The sequence below is a fragment of the Deltaproteobacteria bacterium genome (assembly GCA_026712905.1).
Lineage (GTDB): Bacteria > Desulfobacterota > Binatia > UBA9968 > JAJDTQ01 > JAJDTQ01.
Genome location: JAPOPM010000189.1, coordinates 1 through 18,596, shown reverse-complemented (window position 1 = coordinate 18,596; position 18,596 = coordinate 1). Strand labels below are relative to the sequence as shown.

Sequence of the window (18,596 nt, the reverse complement as noted above, 5' to 3'; positions counted from 1 at the left end):
GTCTCTCCTCCTTGCCTCGCGAAGATTAGACATGGTCGTTCTCCACCGCTCCTGCAACGATACGAGCGGCGACGGCGTCTCCCTGCCAGTGGGCAATTTCAATGGCGGCGAGGTAACGGAGCACCGAGGCCAGCGTCTCACGCTGCGACCAGTAGTCGGTGAGTTCGGTACGCAGCCAAGTGAGGCTGTCGGCTACTTCGCCGCTTTCCGCCGCACGCCAAACGGCGTAGAGGGCGTGGCGGACGAGGCTGTTGCCGAAGGCGGAGCCGCCGAGTTCTCGGCGGCCGAACTCCGAGGCGGTCTTCAGGCGGGTCTCGTTGGCCTTGGCGGTCTGGAGAAGCACGCGGTAGTCTCGCACGCCGAACCCGCGGGCGAACTCCTGGTAGACCCCGTTGCGGAACTCACCTCGGCTTTCGACTTCTGTCCCCTTGAGATAGAGTTTTTCCTCCGGGCCGAGCCGCCGCCACAGGTGATCGGGGATTCCTTTTGGAACAAGGAAATTGCTCGCGGTCTTTACGGCATCGTCGATGATCTGTTCGATGGGATTGACCTCTCCCGCTTCCCGCTCGCGGGAGAGTTGCCAAGCGATGTCGATGTCCTCGATGGATCCGTATCGGGTCAACACCCGCAACGCGGCGGCGTAGGCAGCGAGCTGATAGTCGGCATCGGAGAAGTTCGGGACCTCGCGACCGTCGAGTTGTAGCATGGAGTCGAGTTGTCGCTCCACTTCGCTCTCGACTTCGGGGACCAACTCGTCCAGGAACGCTGTTTCGTCGGAGGTCTGCTTGCGCAGCACCATCAATACGGTGCCCTGGACATAGTTGCCGTCTTTGAGGGCTGAGTCGGTCTCCGTTGCGATGGTCCATGCGGCGGTCACGCGCAGGCCCGCCGCCCATAGAATAAGGGTGAGGTCGGCCCAGACCGATGCGTCCTGGTGAGTGAACATGACGACCTGGAGGCCGTTATCCGGCATGCGTGCGGCGAGGTTGCGGTAGCAGTCCACCATGTTAAGGCGGAAGGCCGCGTTGGCTCCTTGGATGGCGAGGGCGCGTTTGCTGTCGGCGTACCAGTCGGGAAACAAAGCGCGTACCTGTCCTCCGTACCAAGCGAGAAAATATTCGGAAAGTTCGTGGTAGTTTATTGCGTCGGCGTAAGGTGGGTCTGTCAACCAAACGTCTCGCTCGACCGTCAATGCGCGGGCATCGTCTGTTATCACCGTGCCGCGCCCCACAATTCGCTGGGGATTGATGGTCAAACGGAATGCCTTCTCAAGTGCCGATACTCCTCTACCGGCGAAGTTCAACATAGTGTTGAGTGCTTGGTTACTGAATGTTTGTTCGGATTTGTCTCCTACCGACCGTGTATGCCATCTGCAAAGCTTGGAATTGTAATCTGCGCATCGAGAGAGTGCCAACATCAGTGCAACTGTGGCCTGCTTGGACGACGGTCTGGAACATACTTTTGACGAGATCAATCCGAGGGTCAACAACTGCCTCGGCGTAAACAGGTGGTGCCAATGAGTCCAGCCGCGTGTCCGGATCGGCTCATCCGTTTTGGCGCCAGGCGGGATTGTTCGGCTCGGGATGTAGCCGAGCGTCTGCCATTCCGCAAAGCGCTCCCGAAGCAGCGCTAGGGCACGCGCCTCTCGCTCCAGGTCGGTCTCGTCCACGCTCCGGTACAAGGTCTTCGGAAGCGAATTGGCGAGGGCTTTCACACGTTCGTTTCTTTGCGTGATCGTTTCTCTCAGTCGTTGGATTCGTTGCGTCGCAGTTACAAGTTCGCGTTTCGGGCGACCCGCGGCCTTTCGGGTCTCGAACTCGCGTTGCGCCTCTGCGAGGGCACGGTCTTCGGCTTGCCAGTCGCGTCTGCGCAGTTCTGCGACTTCGCAGCGTTGGTCAGCGGTAAGGAGGGCAACCAAAGCGTCGGTCGCGCGTTCGTGGTGTACCCAATCCGGCAGGGATGCAAATGCATCCTCTGGGCTCGGGGATACGGCGTCCGCGGCGGCTTCACCTGGGAACGATGCCCGCGCACCCTGTTCCGCCCATAGCGCGACATCCAGACGGGGCAGCCGCCAGCGCACGCAGTAGAGCCGTTCCTGAAACACGTCGTCGGGTTGCGGAACGAGATCGTCGTTCGTCCACTGCCGCAGTCCGTGTCGTTTGCCGGCATCCGTTTTCGCGGGGCTAGACTTGCCGCGCTGCTCACCACGAATCGCTGTCATGGGCGTAGAGGCGGCGACCTCGTGGTTCGGGCACTCCAACCGTGACTGTTTCACGGTGCCGGCGTTGCGCGCCGCAGCTAAGTCGTCGCTGCTGACGCCGGAGCGGATGTCGATAGCGAAGCGCTTCTGCAGCGGTTCTGGGCGCAACTGCGCGATGGTTCGTGGCTTCTTCCCTATAACCCAACTCGGTGCCAACGGCACCTGCCAGCCGCATTCGGGGCAAGTCGCCTCCGTACTGTAGAGAAAGGCGTCGGCGCGCCAGCCGAGGTCATTGTGCTCGATGCGCCATTCTGTGACCTGCCGATCCACCGCGTCGAACACTTCGGCCTGCGCCTTCCGGATGCTCGCGGCAACTTTGTCGCCGCCACCAACGATATTGAGTGCGCCCCAGGTGAGCAACGCTGCCACTGGGTTGAGATCGGAACCAAAGGCTTCGCAGCCAAGCCGGGCGGCTTCAAAGGGAACACTGCCGCCGCCGCAGAAGGCGTCGCCAAGCCGTGGCGCGTGTCCGAAACGGCGCTCGCCCAACTCTTTCGTCAGTTCCGGCAAGCTCGCCGCGTTCGTACCTAGGTGTTCGTTGATGCGTTGCCAAGCGTCGGGTGAAGGGCCATCCAGGTGCTCGGGCCGGACGCACCAGGTTAGCTTCTCGTCATAGCTCATCCGGTCGAAGACCATGCGTTGCAGCCGTTGCTTGTCGCGGGTCTTCAGGCCCGGTTTGAGCTTCGGACGGTTCAGGTCTCCGGCATCTGTAAACCACTGTTGCCGTTCTGCCGGCGACAGAAGCCCATAGACTTCCTTGAGCGGGATATTCTTGTACTTGCGCTGCCACAGGCCGTCCTCGTCCATGGTCAAGAGTGAGAGGAGAACCTCCAGATCCTTTCGGGGGTCATCGGTGGCGGGCATGAGTAGCCCGAGGATAACCGCTCGCACCATGATGAGGGGCTTGCGGCCCCACCACTTGCCGAAACCTGTGAGGGTCTGGCCATTCTTGGCGTCGCGTTCCTTGTAACTCTCCTTTGACAGCCGCGAAACCGGAAACTGGGTTTCGATGAAGCTCGGGGCGATGTCAACCCCGCCCTTCCTAGATTCCCGCTTGCGCGGGAATGACGGATTAGGGGCGCCATTACCTGTTTCCGTACCAACCATGGAGAGTTGGTCGGCGGACGAATTGTGTCTCTCCTCAGGCCGTCCCATATCCATTTCGCAACAACAATGGTTGCGTTGAGAGCTCAAGCACCGGCTGTCCCTGCCTGAGCGGCCCTGCGTCGGGAGTCGATCTTGCGGGTCGGCGGTTCTTCTTTCCCTTCCTCTGTTGACACCAGCCGAAATATCTCGGCCTGACGCTCCTGACTGTCACCCGTCACCGGGTTTTCGGTCAGCGCGAAGCGCACCGCCTTGCGCCAGCCCTTGTTCCGGCCGTGCAGGGCGTGGCCGGTGGCCGCGTTGGTCATGGTGAACAGCCACCAGCGCTCCTCGGGCGCTAGTCCCATCCAGTTCTTGATGGCAGTGGGGATGAGTGCAGGGTCGGCGTCTTCGACAGCCCAGGCAAGCAAGGTCAACTCCTTGCCCAACAACCGGGCAAGCGGATTGTCACCCCGTTTCCAGCGCGCCGCGGGCAGGCCCTGTTTCGCGAGGCGGCGGTTGAACTCCGTCCGTGCCTCGTCGGCGATGGCATCCCATTTGGTGCGCGGTAAGGCCACCCGGAGTTTGGCATCCTGAATGCCCACACCCAACGACGGCGCGGCGCGGCGCGTGTTCGCATCGAAACGCACGTGCTCAGCGATCAGCACCTCCTGTATATGACCGCCGGGCACGGTGACTACGAAGTGGTGTTCCGACTCCTCCGGCTGAAAGCCGAATCCCGAGCACTTGGACCGGGGCGGCGCGTTCATGGCACCACGTCCTCGCGTCTGTAGGCCGTCTTGATTTCGGCAATGAAGTCCAGGAAGCGCTGGCCCGTGTCGAAGTGGATGCCCTTCGCCACAATGGACACTTCGCCGTCGGCAACGAGTTCTCTCAAGTGTTCCACTGCCCGCTCGATGGTTTCGCCGTCCAGTACGATGTCGCTGGAGAGACTGAGCTCGCTCCATGGTCCGCTTCCATCGGACTGAACGCTCAAGCGCAGGCCGCCCGCGTTTCCCGCATGTTTCTTCAAGCGGGTCATGAAGCCGTAGGCCGTGCGGGTGGTGGAGAACTCGAATCCGCCGTCAGGGGACCATGCCGCCGGATTAGTCTTGTCGATGGGCTTCTCGGCAGGCTTTTCGGCAATCTCGCGCTGGTGTAGTTCCGAAACGATGCCGTCCTTCTCGGCCACGGCAAGGATCAGGCGCGCGCCAAGCGGGACCGCAAACGGCCCGTCGTAGGCGCCGCCGGCGACCTTGGGATCGGTGCCGTCGGTGGAATAACGGATGGGGACGGCGGGCGCGGCGCGGATTTCCATCATGCGCTCATCGCCCTCCGTGTATTCGCGGGATTGCAGCGTGACGCGGTTGGTCCACTCCACCGGATCCCCGGTCTCGTGCCCACCGCTGGAGTCCACGGCAAGAAACGAAACCCTGAGTTCCGGGGTCTCGAAATCGCGGCCCTCGACCTGCATGGATGCCGGCGTCGCCGGGCCGCCGTAGTCCGCAAACAGTCTATCGGCGTTGACCGGCGTGAGGCGCAGCTTCGCTCGCCCCGTTCCGTCGTCGCGCGACAGTTCCTTGACACGCACGGTGGTCGCGGGCTTAGGGAACGGCCCCTTGTTGACGTAGTTGCCTTCCTCCCGCCACAGGTCCTGGTGAATGCAGTCCGCTTTGATTCTGGTCAAGGCGTCGGGTCGGTGCCATTGCCATTCCGGCGACGTGGCGGCGCGGCGCTCGATCTCCGACCACAGCATCGACTGCTGGGTGAACAGCCGCGCTTCGATCTTTTTGCGATAGACATCACCAGCCACGTCGGTGGTGTACTTCTGCTTGCCGGCGAGCGCGTCACGCACCTGTTCTTCGCCATCGTAGCGGTTCCCCTTGAACTCCATGAGAAAGTCCACCTTGGCTAGCCGGTTGCGGGTGGGATAGTACAACGTCGTGAAGGTCTCACGGACGGCGCTGTGGAACTGCGCGAGGAACCGTGGCAACAGCGTCTCACGGGCCTGCTGCATCTGCGCGTCGCCGTCCGCCACGCCCTCTTCGTGCATCTCGCCGATGATCTGGTTGATGGCCTTCAACTCTCGCGCGCGTTCCAGCAGCGAGTCGAAGGCGCGCTGCCCGGTCAGAAAACCCACCCGATTCGGGTAGGTAAGCTGCTCGTACAACGTGACGAGGTCCGGGTGCAGCCCGTCGGGGTGCGGCTCGGCGACCACCAGCGTAATCCGCTCCTGGCCGATGTCGATCTCGTCGACGGCCGGCAGCGGCAGCAGGCGCTGGTAGCAGGACCCCTCGGTGGGCTTGAACATCTCGGTCAGTCGCTCCTTGAGTTCCTTCGTCGCCTGATCGCGCAGGTAGGCGCCCGCGGTGGTGGTTACGCGGGCGACGAGGTTTTGAACGTTGCGCAGGTGCAGGCGTCCGTCATTGGTGTAATGCAAATACCATGCCGCGGTGGCGAGGCGCGCGATGACGTTCCCGGGCAACTGCGAGACGTCCCGTCCGGGTGCGCACAGATTGCCGACGATCTCGGGCGTGGTCAGCCCCTTGACGGCGTTGGGGACGTTGGCGAGAGAGGCGATCAAGAGCAGGCGCATTACGTCTTGGGCGTCTTCGCCACTGCCCAGGTTCGCGTCGATGGTCTCGGAGACGGCGCCACCGCCGGACGTGATGTCGTGCGCGACGGCGTTTTCCAGGGTGTTGTTGATTTGATTGATCTCCGTCAGGGTCTCGCGGCTCTCCAGGTCGATATCATGAGTCGCGATGAGGTACGGGTCGCGGTTGGACTGCCAGATCCGTGACACCATGACGCGCATTAGACGGATCAGACCGCGAGTCTGCTGAAAACCCTGGTTCTCGCGAAAACGTCCATAGAGATCCCGGATGGCCGGATGGAAGGGGTAGGACTCGACGACTTGACCGGCGAACTGTTCGGGCGAGGCGTTGGTCACGTCCATCAGTTTCGCCTCGCGGACGGCTTGCGCGTAGCCCTGCGCCACCTGTTCGATCTCCGCGTTGTCCGGCAGCGTCTCGAAAATGCGTTTACGGAGGATGTGATAGAACTCGTCGGTGTTCATGCGCACGGGTTCCAGGTTCATCGCGACGCGGTCCGTCTCCGCCTCCATGTGATTAAGGGCGGCGTGGATTTGCGCGGCTCCGGTGTCGTAGGTGGCCCGCAGATCGGAGATCACCAGACACACGTTGCCGAGCTCCCGCCGCCCGACCGCTACCAGGAGATTCGACAAGGCTGTGGTGGTCACAACGGACAAGTTGGAGTCACCGATACTCTTCGAGGCCGCATTTTCGAGGTAGGGCGGCAACTCGTCCAGCATGATCACCAGTGGCTCGCCCTCCAACAGGTTTACCCAAGCGGTCTGACCTGGCGCAGCTAGGGGGGTATAATATTCGTTGAACTGCTCCTTTTTCCCGAGTTGCTCCGCGATGGCGCCCCAGATGCCCAGCGGTGCGTCGCTCTCGCGTCCGGAGAAGGCGACGACGCGAACCGGTCCGAGGTCGGCGCTCGGTGTGTAGAAGCCGCTCATGACCGCGGTCCGGTAGTCGGAGTTTCGCGCGAGCAGCCCGAGGGCGAGAAGGTTGTGGGTCTTGCCGCCGCCCATGGCCTGGGTCAGCTTGAACACCCCTTGGGTGGACTTGCCTTCCAGACGGCGAAATCCTTCCGTGAGCAGTGTCTTCATGCCCTCGGTGATGTAGTTCTCCGCGAAGAACTCGGCGGGATCGATGCGGCCGTCGATCAAGTCGGTCAGGTCGAGAACAGTGTCCCGGCGGGCTGGATCAAAGGCGCCCGGCCGGGGCTTGCACGCCTGCTTTACGGTCTGCACAAGGACATCTCCTGTTCGCTCGTGGAGAACTGCTTCAATTGCGCCTTCGCGCGCCACCGTCAAAGGGACCTATCAACCTTGATGTGGGAAGATACTTGATTGCGGTCATGTGTTTCAAGGTTCGGCCTGATTCTGCCGATGGCTTCGAATGTGGCGACATCAACAAGAGAGTTTGGTAGGAATTCGGGCAAGCCAGATGGGACGCCTTAGGCGCCATCCTCATTGTTGCCATAACAAACTCGTTGGAGGCCCAAATGAGCAGAGTCAAGGAAGCTCTCGACCGGCAGGGTACCCTGGTCATGCCCGGTGTTTACGATGCGCTGAGCGCGCGCATCGCGGAGCGGGCCGGGTTCGACGTGATCTTCACCACGGGCTACGGCATCTCGGCGACGTTCCTCGGGGAGCCGGACTTCGGCATCCTCACGCAGACCGAGATGCTGAGCACCATCTACCGCATCTGCGGGGCGGTGCGGACGCCGGTGATCGTGGACTCGGACACGGGCTACGGCAACGCGGTCAACGTGGTGCGCACCGTGAACGAGCTGATGCGGGCGGGGGCCGCGGGCATGTTCCTGGAGGACCAGGTGTGGCCCAAGCGTTGCGGCCACATGCGCGGCAAGCAGGTGGTGCCGCTGGACGAGTACCTGAAGAAGCTCAACGCCGCGGTGGCGGCGCGCGCGGACGGCGACCTGTTCATCGTGGCGCGGACCGACGCGCGCCAGGCCCTCGGACTCGAAGAGGCCATCCGGCGCGGCCTCGCCTTCAAGGAGAACGGCGCCGACGCGGTCTTCATCGAGGCGCCGGAGACCCGCGAGGAGATGCGCGAGATCGCCCGCAACATTCCCGGGCCGCTGGTGGCCAACATGATCGAGCGCGGGGTCACGCCGCTCATGACGCCGGCGGAGTTGCGGGAACTGGGCTTCGCGCTGATCGTTTGGCCGGTGGGGCCGCTCTATTCAGCGGCCATGGCGCTGCAGAAGTACTACGCCAACCTGCGCGAGAAGGGCACGGCCGAGGCGCTCATGGACGGGTTGCTGCCGTTCGACGACTTCCACGACATCGTGGGGCTCGAGGAGAAATACGCCCTGGACGAGAAGTACCGGACGTGATGCCGCCCCCACGGGGTGCTTCAGGAGGCCGTTCCCGCGGTGGTATCCGCCATCAGGGGTTTCGTTTCCCGCGGCGGCAGAGGGGTCATGGCGCCGTCGGGCAGGTCCAGCAGGAGTTCCCGCAACTTGCGCAGGTCGACATCGAGCTTGTGCTTGGCGATATGCCCGATGAGGATGGCCATGAGCTCGCCGTCGGTGGCGCGGCCGTAGCGGTGGACCTGGAAGTAGGCCGTCCCGTCCCGGACGCCGACCTTGGCGTGCTGGTAGAGCACGCGTGTCGGCGTCCCGTCCGGAACCAGCGAATACAGGTAGGCGATGTCCTCCGGGTAGAGGCGGATGCATCCGTGGGTCACGCGGCGGCCGATGGCCCAGGGGTGATTGGTGCCGTGGATACCGTAGCTGGTGTGGGACAGCCGCATCCAGAACTTGCCCAGCGGGTTGTTCGGCCCGGGCGGGACCACCTTGGGTTGGTCCGGCCCCCGCTCCTCCTGGATGGAAACCGGTACGTACCAGGTGGGGTTTTCGCGCTTCTGCCGGATGAGGTACTTCCCCGCCGGCGTGTGCTGGCCCTCGACGCCCACCCCCAGCGGGAAGGTCATGACCTTGGAGTCCGGCAGGTAGTAGTACAGCCTCATCTCGGGGATGTTGAGGACGATGCCCTCGCGCGGGGCGTCGGGCAGGATCCACTCAGACGGGATCGCGACCGGCGTCCCCTTGCCGGGCAGCCAGGGATCCACGCCGGAGTTGGCCAGCATCAGCTCCGTGTAGCCGAGGTGGTTCCGGCGGGCGACGTCGAGCAGGGTGTCCTTGTGTTCGGCGACGTAGGTCGCCCGGTCCCCGATGATGGTGGAAGCGGGAGTCTCGCCGGTCTCGCCGTCGACGGGATCGCGGTACTCAAAAACCGCGGTGGCGGGCTCCCACGACTCCCCCGTTGAAGGAGCGGCGAAAGCCGCGAGTCCGCAGACCACGAGAGCGCACCAGAACCATTTCCGCATGGATTTTCCCCGTTGTGGAGGCCGCGCCCCACGAGCCTGCGCGGGCAGCGGGCTGGTTGATATTTGTTGGACCGGATTATACCATCATTTGCCACCCATTCAGAAGGGAACCCGTTCAAATGCCATTCGTCGCCGCCGTGGCCGCAAGCCACGCTCCCAACATCCTGCTCGAACCGGGCGCGGAGTGGGAAGAGTTCATGACGCTCCACTATCGCATGGCGCCGCAGGCGGCGGGGACCAGGCCCTCCCTGGAGGCGCAGCAGAAGCTGCGGCAGGACGCGGAGCACGCCTTTTCCGTGCTTCGCGCCGACCTCGAGGCCGCTCGGCCCGACGTGCTGATCGTGGTCGCCAACGACCAGTTCGTGAACTTTTTCTTCGACAACATACCGACGTTCTTCGTGACGCTGGCGGACGAGGTGCGCGGCCAGTTCACCCGCCACCGGTTCCAGTACCGCAACCATGCCGATCTCGGCCGCGCCATCCTCAAGGCCGGGGTGGACGCCGGTCTCGACCTTTCCTTCGGCGAGGACATCGAACTGCAGCACACCCAGCTCGTGCCGCTGCATTTCCTGCTGCGCGAGCCGGAGGTCCCGATCCTGCCGATTTTCGTCAACACCTGGATCGACCCGCTGCCCACGCCGGCGCGATGTTACGCGCTGGGAAGGCTGATCCGGGAAGTGGCGGACGCGGCGCCCGAACGGGTGGCTATGCTCGCCACCGGCGGGCTGTCGCATTTCCCGGGGTCGCCCCGGATCGGCGAGATCGACACCAGCTTCGACGAAGGGTTGCTGGAGCGGATGCGCGCGGGCGAGGGCGCCGCGCTGGCGGACCTGACGCTGGAGCAACTGCGCCAGTCGGGAAACACCGAGTTCCTGAACTGGATGGTCACGGTGGGGGCCGTGAGCGACACGCCTGCCTCCGAGACCTTCTACATGCCCGACCACGTCGCCACCGGCTGGGGCTTCGCCAGTTGGAAGCTCTGATGCTCCGGCGCCCGTCACCCGGCCGAGTCCGCGACCGCAAAGCACCCGGGAGCACCCCATGAGCCGATACCATTTGAACCGGTTCCTGTTCGACCTGAAGATGAAGCCCGGCGCCGTGGACCAGGCCAGGTCCGACCTCGACACGGCCTTGTCCGGCTACGACCTGAGCGACGAGGAGGTCGCCGCCGTCAGGACCCGCGACCCGCGGCAGTTGCGCCCTCTGGGCGCCCACGGAATGCTGGCGCTCTACCTGATGCGGCTGGATTCCGAGTTCGACGACAACATTTACTGGACGCAGAAGTGAGCGCGCCCAACACGACAAGGAGCTTTGGATGGATCTGGGTTTGACAGGCAAGGTGGCGCTGGTGGCGGGCGCGAGCCAGGGGATGGGGCGCGCCATCGCCGAGGGCTTCGCTCGGGAAGGGGCGAAGGTGAGCATGTGCGCCCGCGGCGGCGAGGCCCTTGAGCGGGCCGCCGAGGAGATTCGCAAGTCCACCGGCGGCGAGGTGCTGGCCACGGTGGCGGACATGTCCAGCTACGACGACATCCGCAACTACGTGGACAAGAGTGTCGCGGCCTTCGGCCGTGTGGACGTGATCGTGAACAATGCCGGCGGCCCTCCGTTCGGGACCTTCGACGCGCTGAGCGAGGACGACTGGATGGCCGCCTACAACCTGAGCCTCATGGGCACCGTCCGGCTCACCCGCGAGGCCGTGCCGCACATGAAGAAGGCGGGCGCGGGACGCATCATCAACATCACCTCCTACGGGGTCAAGGAGCCCATCGCCGGCCTGATCCTGTCCAACACGTTCCGCACGGGCGTGGTGGGCTGGGCGCGGACTCTGTCGCGCGAGCTGGGACCGGACAACATCCTCGTGAACACGGTTTTGCCCGGCCGCATCGATACCGAGCGCCATCACAGCCTCAACGTGGCCCGGTCCAAGCGCCTCAACCTGCCGCTGGAGCAGGTGCAGCAGCAGAGCCGGGAGGAGATTCCCGTGAAACGTTTCGGGCAGTCCGAGGAAGTGGCCGACCTGGTGGTCTTTCTCGGCTCCGACCGCGCCAGCTACATCACCGGCACGGCGATCCTGATCGACGGCGGGCTCGTCCGGACCCTCATGTAGGGAACAGGCAAGGAACAAGCATGGTAAATTACATCGTCCACTGGGACCTCCCCGATCAGAAGGCCAACCTCACCATCTACAGCAACAAGGCCAAGAACGACTGGCTGCCGATGACCCTGGCGGCGCCAGGAGTCCGGGAGATCCGCAACCTGCGCAACCCCTTGGAGGTCAGCCCCCAGGTGGCCATCATGATCGAGTTCGAATCCCTCCAGGCGTGGCAGGGCTTCATCGAGTCGCCGGACTACATCCGCATCATGCGCGAGTTGCGGATTCTCGGATGCACCAACTTCGACGCGAAGGTGTGGGTGCCGTCGCGCTACTTCCCGGAGTCGCTGAAGCGGGAGGAGTAGCCGAGAGTTCGTGAACGCGCACGCCGACAGATTCAAGGTCCTGAGGACCCGGATTCCCGAGGCCGTCGCCGGGGACGACTTCCGCCCGGCGGCGGTACTGGCGCCCATCCAGGAGCGCGCGGACGGCGATTACCTGATCCTCACCCTGCGCGCGGCGAACCTCAGCTCACACAGCGGACAGGTGGCGTTCCCGGGCGGCAGCGTCGACCCCGAAGACGACGGCGCGCTGGCGGCGGCGCTTCGGGAGAGCCGGGAAGAGATCGGCATCGACCCCGATCACGTGCGCATCGTGGGCCAGCTCGACCAGGTCGTGGCCGGGTACAATTTTCTGGTGACCCCGTTCGTGGGCCTGATTCCCCATCCTTACGAGTTCGATCCCGACCCGCGGGAAACCGCCGCGGTGTTCTCCGTGCCGGTGGCCGCGTTGCTGCGGCAGGACGCACTGACCCTGGACTCGCGCCTGTCCCGGCGCTCGGAGCCCATCTACCACTTTCAGTACGAGGAGTGGGACATCTGGGGCGCGACGGCCCGCATGGTGAAACAGTTGCTGGAGCTGGTCTACGGCTACGAGGCCACGGCCGTCAGGGCGTGGTGACGGAGGACAGGGACGGCAACGATCCGCGGCGTTGCCCGATGGCGGGGATCGCGGGAGGTGAGGCTAGTGTCGTGTCCCGTAAATACCTGGCATAATTTGCTGGTCTTTTTCGCCGTCGGCTGCGTTACTCTTCCTCGCGTGGTGCCCGCCACTGCTCGTCATCGCGCCTTGCCGACGACGAAGAATCCTGCGCAACTTATGCCAGGTATTTACGGGACACGACACTAGTCCAGGTCGATGTCCTTGAGGGGCTTCTCGATGGGCTCGTCCTTGGCCTTCTTGAACAATTCCTGGAACTTGCGGTCCAGCACCTTGCCCTTGTCCTTCTCCGCGTCGAGGATGTGCCGGTACTTCTGATCGCGTTGCGTCGCTTCTTCCCGAAGCATGCGGCCGGCGTCCTTGAGGTCCGGCGCCTTGTGCTGCGGTGGCGCCGCCTCGTGCCGCAGCACCACCGCCAGCGACGGATCGACGATCAGCGTCGCGCCGCAACAGGGGCAATCGAGCCTGATGGTCGGGGTTTCCTGGTCTGCCATGATAGCTCAAGCCTTATCTGGGAGTCTGCCCGGTAGAAAAGGTCCTGCGGCGCGAACTCCCAGGCCCCATATTCGTCATTCCCCAGGCCCCATGTTCGTCATTCCCGCGAAAGCGGGAATCCAGGGGTGGCGCGGCGGGGAAACGCCGCTGTAGTGCCCCACCACCACCCCTGGATTCCCGCCCCCGATCGGGGTCGAGGGCAAGCTTTCGCGGGAATGACGATCCGTAGGGTCCCTGCCTCACCAGACGCAACACTAGCCGCGCAGTTCGATCTGCTCGCCGTCGGGGCCGCCGAAGACGACCCGGCGCCAGCCTTCCTCACGCGGCTCCCGCGCCGCGGTGCCGTGGGGCTCACGCAGCAGCGGCACGCCGCGCCGCTGCAAATCGGTCACCGTTTCATCGAAGTTGTCCGTCTCCAGGCAGAAGTGGAAGCCGGTCATGGAGCCGTCGCTCTTGTGCGTCAGCTCCAACACGGTGTCGCCCAGCTTGAGGTACGCGATCTGCATACCGGCGCTGGACGGATGCTGGAAGTACTTCCGGAAGCCGAAGTTGTCCTCATAGAAGGCGATGGCGCGGTCCAGGTCCGCGACATGGAGCGCTACATGGTCGATTCTCTTGAACATGCCGATTCCCCGTCTGCCACACGGAACGATATGGCGCGATTGTGCCCCGAACCGGCAGGGCTCGTCAACGTGTTTGTTCCGATTCGAAAAGGCGTTTGGCCGAAGCCGGCAATAGATAGCGCGAAGGACAACGCCCATATTGCCACGTTCCTTGCATCCCTGGCTTCGATTCATCATGGTTCCTCCATGCCTGTGTATCGCTTGAGCCGGGAACTCGTCTTCCCCGACCCGCGTGAGGCGGAGCCCGGCGGGCTTCTGGCGGTGGGAGGCGATCTCGGCAGCGCGCGGTTGCTGCTGGCGTACTCCATGGGCATCTTCCCCTGGTACAGCGAGGGCCAGCCCATCCTGTGGTGGTCGCCGGACCCCCGGTGCGTCCTCCATCTCGCCGATTTCCATGTGTCGAGGCGGCTGCGGCGGGTGCTGAACCAGGGGAAGTTCGAGGTGACCTTCGACGCGGACTTCCGCGGGGTGATCCGCGCGTGCGCGTCCGTGGACCGGCACGGTCAGGACGGCACCTGGATCACGCCGGAGATGGAACAGGCCTACGTCCGGCTACACGACGCGGGCCTGGCCCATTCGGCGGAGTGCTGGCGCGGCGGCGAGTTGGTGGGCGGCATCTATGGCATCGCACTCGGGCGCGGGTTTTTCGGCGAGTCCATGTTCCACCGTGCGACGGACGCCTCCAAGGTGGCGCTGGCGCGCCTGGTCGAGCGGCTCACCGGCTGGAGCTTCTATTTCATCGACGCCCAAGTTACAACTCCCCACATGTTGAGCCTCGGCGCGCGCGAGTTGCCGAGGGAGGCTTTTCTGGCGAGTCTCGACGAAGCGCTGCGCCATCCCTCCCGCCGTGGCAGTTGGCGGAAGACCGGCGAGACGCCATGATTCGCAAATTCCTGGAAGAGGCGTAGTGGGTGAGGAAGGGTATAGATGACCAGACAATCGTTGCTGGCGTTGGTACTGGCTGTCCTTGTTACCGGATGCGGTGGTGGAGGGGTCTCAACAGGAGGTAACTCGATTGGTGATGGCTCGGTACTGTTACCGGTCGGTCCGTTGTCGTTACCGACTCCAAGCGTGACAGGAGATGGTACCAGGATCAGCGCGACGACTTCCAACCAGGGGCATGGGATAGACCCTGGAGAGACTTGGGAGGATCACCGTTACTTCCTGAACCCAGACCCGGAGCCGGGATCTCGAACCATAGCAGGATTGACGTACGATATTCTCGGTCAATCGGACGGGATCACCTATGGTCAGGCCAAGGCTGGCCCCACCGATACTCTTGACGTGGATTTCATCGGAGATCACTGGCTCCAGCTTCCGCATGAGTTGCGAGCGATCCTGGAGCGAGGTGGGAAGGCTTGGACCTACCGGCTGCTCAGGGACTCCAGCGGTGACGACGAGATCACTGTCTACACTGATTGGGCCAGCAACCATTGTCCCACGGCCAATACCGCTTGCGGAAGTCACCGCCTCCTGGCTCTAAAGCGGTCCAGATGGTTCAACAATGGAGCGCTGGTGACCGACTTGGCAACGTGGTACCGAGGCCGGAGCATCGGAGTTCCGGTAGACAAGGACCAAGCTTACTTCGCCGCCCACGAAATGGGTCACGTTCTTGGCTTGTCCCATGACGGAAGCTCCCGCGGTAGACCAGTCGGCCCACTGTCTCCGTACAGGTTGATGGGTAAAGGGTACAACGATCACGAGATCGTGGTACCCCACGAGAGCGAGCTCGTTGACTTGGCAGGTAAGGGATACACGAGAGCAGGAGACTATCCGGATGGTTCACCTGACAATCCCTTCGAGACCTACAGCTACGCAGCTTGGGGTGAGTGGGCCGAGTGGGGAGTGAAGGTAGTCAGGGAGCTTGCCTTCAGCGTAAGTAGCCCCCCCGTTGACAACCTACGCTTCGACGCCTTTGTGGAGGGCCCTCGGAGCACGGAGCCGTTAGGTGAGGGTGAGTACACTTGGAGAGGTTCACTACTCGCCGTAGACACTCTGACTGCTGAACCAGTCCGTGGGCGTGCGCGGATCGAGTTGAGCGGTCAGGGAGGTACCGTAAGCTTCGATGACTTGACGACAGTCAAGTACATCGAAGGACCTGCCCCTGCCGACTGGCGTGAGTCCTTGTTGGAGTACGAGGTCCGGCTTGACCAGGACAGGTTGAGGTTCACGGATGATGGGCACCGGGTGGTAGGAGAGTTTCACGGCCCCAACCATGAAGAAGCCGCCGGGACCCTCAATGATCAGGTCAACCGGATCATGGGCGCCTTCGGAGGTTGGCAGCCTTGACCGGACCGGCCGCGCCGCTCAGAGGCCAAGAAAACGATGTTTTCGGCGGCGACGCAGGGCTTGTCTTCGGTCTCAAGAGCGTCTACGGTGCACTGGGTGATGGCTGACAGGCGGGGTTCAGACCCGCGGCCGGCAGCCCGGGAGAGGGTCACGAACACCAGGAAGGGAGGGGCCTCGGATGGCCACGGTTAAGGAAGGATTTACCTACAAATATCAGGCGAACAAGAACTCCGGCATTGAGGAAACCACTTTCTCGCCGGGAGACGAGTTGGAGGTGGTGGAGGAATGGAGCAACGACCTGTGTCTCGTGCGGGACGCGGACGGTGTGGTCTACAACGTGCCGAAGAAGAACCTCAATATGTGACAGGACGCCGGTGGTGGCCCGGCCCGCCGGCCGTCAGGCGCCGCGGAACTCTTCCGGGAAGAGCCGGATGGCGCTTTCGATGGGCGGTCCCGGCATGTTGATCAGGCTGCAGAACCCCTTGCCCTTGTTGAAGGCGATCACCTTCCCGAACTGCTCCACCAGCGCCTCGTTTCCCTCGCCCGCCTGAACCTTCTTGAGCAGCGCCACCAGCATGTTGGTTTCCATGCGGCAGGCGGGGCACTGGCCGCAGGATTCCCGGGCGAAGAAATCCGCGATACGCACGACTTCGTCCAGCACGGAATCGTCCTCCGTCAGGACCTTCACCACGCCGCAGCCGATGGAGGAGCCCGCTTCGCGCAGGGCGTTGTGGTCGAGGGGCAGGTCGAGGCTCTCGGGCGGCAGGAAACCCGATGACGGGCCGCCGGGAAGGATGGCCTTGATGGCCTTGCCGTTTTTCAAGCCTCCGCCGCACTCTTCCACGAGGTGGCGCAGCGGGGTCCCGAGAGGCAGTTCGTAGACCCCGGGCCGCTCCATTTCGTCCCCCAGCGAGAAGACCATGGTGCCCGGGCTGTCCGCGGTGCCGAAGGAGCGGAAGGACTCCGCGCCCTGGTTGACGATGGGCGCGATGTTGGCCAGGGTCTCGACGTTGTTCACCAGGCTCGGCTTGCCGAACAGGCCCTCGGTGACCGGGAAGGGCGGCTTCTGGCGCGGCAGCGCGTCCTTCCCCTCGATGACCTCCAGGGCCGCGGTATCCTCGCCGGCGACGTAGTTCGACGGCGCCGCCACCATGACGATTTCGAGGCTGAAACCCGAACCGGCGACGTTCTCGCCGCAGTACCCGGCCTGCCGGGCTTCCTCGATGGCCGTCTCCACCGCGCGGGTGGCCGCTTCGTAGCCGTGGTTGATGTAGAGGTAGGCTTTCTCCGCCTGCACCGCGTAGGCCGCGAGAATGATCCCGTCGAGGATGAGATGGGGGACATTCTCCATCAGCACCCGGTCCTTCTTGCTGCCGGGCTCGTCCTCGCCTCCGTTCATCACGACGTAGCGGGGCGTTTCGGGGCATTCGAGGGTGAGAGCGAGCTTCCGGCCGGTGGGGAAGCCGGCGCCGCCGCGGCCGCGCAGGCCCGAGGCCTCCACCTTGGCGACGACGTCCTGCGGGGACATCTCGGCGAGCCGCTCCACGGCCTGATAGCCGCCGCGTGCGCGATAGGCGTCCAGCCCTTCGAGCCCCTCGGGCACGCCGCGCGGGAAGAGGATGCCTTCCATGGCCGTTAAAATACTCCGGTGTCCAGAAGCTGGTAGATGAGTTCCTTGAGGGAGGGGTCGATCTTGTCCAGCCGCTCCACCGCCGGGCCGCCGGCCATGTGCTCCACGATGTCGTCCAGGTCCTCGCTCTTGACGCCTGCGTACCAGAACCTGTCGGGGTAAAGGACCATGTTGGGGCCTTCCTGACAGGCGCCAAAGCACATGTAGGAACGCACCTCCACGTCCTCCAGCCCTTTGGCCGCCACGCGCTCCTGGAGATCCTTCATAATCTCCTCGGAGCCGCGACTCTTGCAGTCGACGTTCTGACACACCAGGCAGAATCGATTCACAGGGTTCTCCTTGCTCACAGAGGGAGTCGACGAAGCGACAGACACTAGTTCATCTGAAGAACCCAGTCCTTGTCCTTGAAGACCGCGCTCAGGACGCGCTCGCCGTCGGCGTTGGGAAGCGCCTCGGACAGATGTTTCTCATATTCCGCCTGAGAGAGCAAATCGCCGTCGACGCCGCCACGCGATGGCAACGACTCGCGGCGTCTTGACCGGCCTTGGAATTTATCCGGTGCGCGCTTTCATTCGGCTGCGATATGTGCGAAAAACGTGGGTTTATTAATATCGTTGCGGGTCTCACCGAGAGGGATGACGAATCGACGGGTTGGGAGCGGTCACGCGGACCGTCCATGCCCGTTGATGAAGGGTGCCCCGGCGAGTCACCGCGGACAAAGCGTAGGAGGCTTGTCATGGTCAATCGGTTACTCCGAATCTTGATGCTCTCGGCGCTTGTCCTTGTGTTGGTGCCGTCCCTCTCTCTTGGCGCGGACGACTTCTTCAAGGGCAAGACCATTCGTTTCGTGGTCGGATTCTCCCCGGGCGGGGGTTTCGACACCTACACCCGGCTCATTGCCCGCCACTTCGGCAAGAACGTCCCCGGGAACCCCAGGACGGTGGTGCAGAACCGGACCGGCGCCGGCAGCATGATCGCCGCCAACTACATCTACGCCAAGGCCAAACCGGACGGCCTGACCATCGGTAACTGGATCGGCCCCCTGGTGCTGCAGCACGTGCTCGGCAAGAAGGGCATCAAGTTCGACGGGCGCAAGTTCAACTGGCTGGGCGCCCCGTCTACCGACGACAACACCTGTGCGCTCACCAAGGCCAGCGGCATCAACAACGTCAAGGACTGGCTC

The 18,596-nt window shown here is 63.6% G+C and carries 18 protein-coding genes; 10 read left to right on the top strand and 8 right to left on the bottom strand.

What is annotated here, in order from left to right; all coding sequences use genetic code 11:
* Positions 1-25: 25 nt before the first annotated feature.
* The 3 genes from OXF11_15870 to OXF11_15860 all read right to left on the bottom strand — a co-directional run bounded on the left by OXF11_15870 (position 26) and on the right by OXF11_15860 (position 7,238).
* On the bottom strand, positions 26-3,367 hold the full coding sequence (locus tag OXF11_15870) for a DUF1156 domain-containing protein (protein ID MCY4488570.1): 3,342 nt from the start codon (positions 3,365-3,367) through the stop codon (positions 26-28).
* Positions 3,368-3,450: 83 nt separating this feature from the next.
* Positions 3,451-4,113 (bottom strand): DUF3780 domain-containing protein, encoded by a 663-nt coding sequence (locus OXF11_15865; protein MCY4488569.1) that lies wholly within the window; start codon positions 4,111-4,113, stop codon positions 3,451-3,453.
* Positions 4,110-7,238 (bottom strand): DUF499 domain-containing protein, encoded by a 3,129-nt coding sequence (locus OXF11_15860; GenBank protein ID MCY4488568.1) that lies wholly within the window; start codon positions 7,236-7,238, stop codon positions 4,110-4,112. The genes OXF11_15865 and OXF11_15860 overlap by 4 nt, the downstream gene beginning before the upstream one ends.
* Positions 7,239-7,435: 197 nt before the next feature.
* On the opposite strand from OXF11_15860, the gene OXF11_15855 reads away from it, so the two are divergent.
* Entirely contained in the window at positions 7,436-8,290 is an 855-nt protein-coding gene (locus tag OXF11_15855; GenBank protein MCY4488567.1) for an isocitrate lyase/PEP mutase family protein, read from the top strand.
* 20 nt (positions 8,291-8,310) lie between these two features.
* Here the strand turns inward: OXF11_15855 and OXF11_15850 are convergent, their stop codons facing one another.
* Complete coding sequence (locus OXF11_15850) at positions 8,311-9,285, bottom strand: L,D-transpeptidase family protein (GenBank protein MCY4488566.1); 975 nt, start codon at positions 9,283-9,285, stop codon at positions 8,311-8,313.
* Positions 9,286-9,404: 119 nt separating this feature from the next.
* Here OXF11_15850 and OXF11_15845 point away from each other — a divergent pair, with 119 nt between their 5' ends.
* The 5 genes from OXF11_15845 to OXF11_15825 are packed head-to-tail and all read left to right on the top strand — an operon-like array spanning position 9,405 to position 12,337.
* Positions 9,405-10,268 carry a hypothetical protein gene (locus OXF11_15845; GenBank protein MCY4488565.1) on the top strand — a complete coding sequence of 288 codons (864 nt, stop codon included), beginning with the start codon at positions 9,405-9,407 and terminating at the stop codon, positions 10,266-10,268.
* Between the two features lie 58 nt (positions 10,269-10,326).
* On the top strand, positions 10,327-10,572 hold the full coding sequence (locus tag OXF11_15840; protein ID MCY4488564.1) for a hypothetical protein: 246 nt from the start codon (positions 10,327-10,329) through the stop codon (positions 10,570-10,572).
* 28 nt (positions 10,573-10,600) lie between these two features.
* The gene (locus OXF11_15835; protein MCY4488563.1) at positions 10,601-11,392 is read left to right on the top strand and encodes an SDR family oxidoreductase; all 792 of its coding nucleotides are present in this window, start codon (positions 10,601-10,603) and stop codon (positions 11,390-11,392) included.
* A 20-nt stretch (positions 11,393-11,412) separates the two neighbouring features.
* On the top strand, positions 11,413-11,742 hold the full coding sequence (locus OXF11_15830; protein MCY4488562.1) for a hypothetical protein: 330 nt from the start codon (positions 11,413-11,415) through the stop codon (positions 11,740-11,742).
* A gap of 10 nt (positions 11,743-11,752) precedes the next feature.
* Positions 11,753-12,337 (top strand): CoA pyrophosphatase, encoded by a 585-nt coding sequence (locus OXF11_15825; GenBank protein ID MCY4488561.1) that lies wholly within the window; start codon positions 11,753-11,755, stop codon positions 12,335-12,337.
* A 224-nt stretch (positions 12,338-12,561) separates the two neighbouring features.
* Here the strand turns inward: OXF11_15825 and OXF11_15820 are convergent, their stop codons facing one another.
* Both OXF11_15820 and OXF11_15815 read right to left on the bottom strand, forming a co-directional pair.
* Positions 12,562-12,870, bottom strand: a complete 309-nt coding sequence (locus OXF11_15820; GenBank protein ID MCY4488560.1) for a hypothetical protein — start codon at positions 12,868-12,870, stop codon at positions 12,562-12,564.
* A 255-nt stretch (positions 12,871-13,125) separates the two neighbouring features.
* Positions 13,126-13,494, bottom strand: coding sequence for a VOC family protein (locus OXF11_15815; protein ID MCY4488559.1), 369 nt, complete (start codon positions 13,492-13,494; stop codon positions 13,126-13,128).
* Between the two features lie 186 nt (positions 13,495-13,680).
* Here OXF11_15815 and aat point away from each other — a divergent pair, with 186 nt between their 5' ends.
* From aat to OXF11_15800, 3 genes are all read left to right on the top strand, one after another.
* Positions 13,681-14,376 (top strand): leucyl/phenylalanyl-tRNA--protein transferase, encoded by a 696-nt coding sequence (gene aat / locus OXF11_15810; GenBank protein MCY4488558.1) that lies wholly within the window; start codon positions 13,681-13,683, stop codon positions 14,374-14,376.
* 45 nt (positions 14,377-14,421) lie between these two features.
* The gene (locus tag OXF11_15805) at positions 14,422-15,783 is read left to right on the top strand and encodes a hypothetical protein (protein MCY4488557.1); all 1,362 of its coding nucleotides are present in this window, start codon (positions 14,422-14,424) and stop codon (positions 15,781-15,783) included.
* Positions 15,784-15,961: 178 nt separating this feature from the next.
* A complete protein-coding gene (locus OXF11_15800; GenBank protein MCY4488556.1) occupies positions 15,962-16,147 on the top strand; it encodes a hypothetical protein in 186 nt (61 codons plus the stop codon).
* Between the two features lie 33 nt (positions 16,148-16,180).
* Here the strand turns inward: OXF11_15800 and OXF11_15795 are convergent, their stop codons facing one another.
* The gene (locus tag OXF11_15795; protein MCY4488555.1) at positions 16,181-17,413 is read right to left on the bottom strand and encodes an SLBB domain-containing protein; all 1,233 of its coding nucleotides are present in this window, start codon (positions 17,411-17,413) and stop codon (positions 16,181-16,183) included.
* Positions 17,414-17,418: 5 nt separating this feature from the next.
* Positions 17,419-17,742, bottom strand: a complete 324-nt coding sequence (locus OXF11_15790; protein MCY4488554.1) for a (2Fe-2S) ferredoxin domain-containing protein — start codon at positions 17,740-17,742, stop codon at positions 17,419-17,421.
* A 407-nt stretch (positions 17,743-18,149) separates the two neighbouring features.
* Here OXF11_15790 and OXF11_15785 point away from each other — a divergent pair.
* Positions 18,150-18,596 (top strand): tripartite tricarboxylate transporter substrate-binding protein (locus tag OXF11_15785; GenBank protein MCY4488553.1); only part of this gene is annotated, 447 nt, incomplete at its 3' end.

Coding starts and splice junctions, on each gene's coding strand:
- OXF11_15870 (MCY4488570.1), bottom strand. CDS start 3,367: ATGGTTGGTACGGAAACAGGTAATGGCGCCCCTAATCCGTCATTCCCG.
- OXF11_15855 (MCY4488567.1), top strand. CDS start 7,436: ATGAGCAGAGTCAAGGAAGCTCTCGACCGGCAGGGTACCCTGGTCATG.
- OXF11_15830 (MCY4488562.1), top strand. CDS start 11,413: ATGGTAAATTACATCGTCCACTGGGACCTCCCCGATCAGAAGGCCAAC.
- OXF11_15845 (MCY4488565.1), top strand. CDS start 9,405: ATGCCATTCGTCGCCGCCGTGGCCGCAAGCCACGCTCCCAACATCCTG.
- OXF11_15800 (MCY4488556.1), top strand. CDS start 15,962: ATGGCCACGGTTAAGGAAGGATTTACCTACAAATATCAGGCGAACAAG.
- OXF11_15835 (MCY4488563.1), top strand. CDS start 10,601: ATGGATCTGGGTTTGACAGGCAAGGTGGCGCTGGTGGCGGGCGCGAGC.
- OXF11_15840 (MCY4488564.1), top strand. CDS start 10,327: ATGAGCCGATACCATTTGAACCGGTTCCTGTTCGACCTGAAGATGAAG.
- OXF11_15805 (MCY4488557.1), top strand. CDS start 14,422: ATGACCAGACAATCGTTGCTGGCGTTGGTACTGGCTGTCCTTGTTACC.
- OXF11_15850 (MCY4488566.1), bottom strand. CDS start 9,285: ATGCGGAAATGGTTCTGGTGCGCTCTCGTGGTCTGCGGACTCGCGGCT.
- aat (MCY4488558.1), top strand. CDS start 13,681: ATGCCTGTGTATCGCTTGAGCCGGGAACTCGTCTTCCCCGACCCGCGT.
- OXF11_15815 (MCY4488559.1), bottom strand. CDS start 13,494: ATGTTCAAGAGAATCGACCATGTAGCGCTCCATGTCGCGGACCTGGAC.
- OXF11_15820 (MCY4488560.1), bottom strand. CDS start 12,870: ATGGCAGACCAGGAAACCCCGACCATCAGGCTCGATTGCCCCTGTTGC.
- OXF11_15865 (MCY4488569.1), bottom strand. CDS start 4,113: ATGAACGCGCCGCCCCGGTCCAAGTGCTCGGGATTCGGCTTTCAGCCG.
- OXF11_15795 (MCY4488555.1), bottom strand. CDS start 17,413: ATGGAAGGCATCCTCTTCCCGCGCGGCGTGCCCGAGGGGCTCGAAGGG.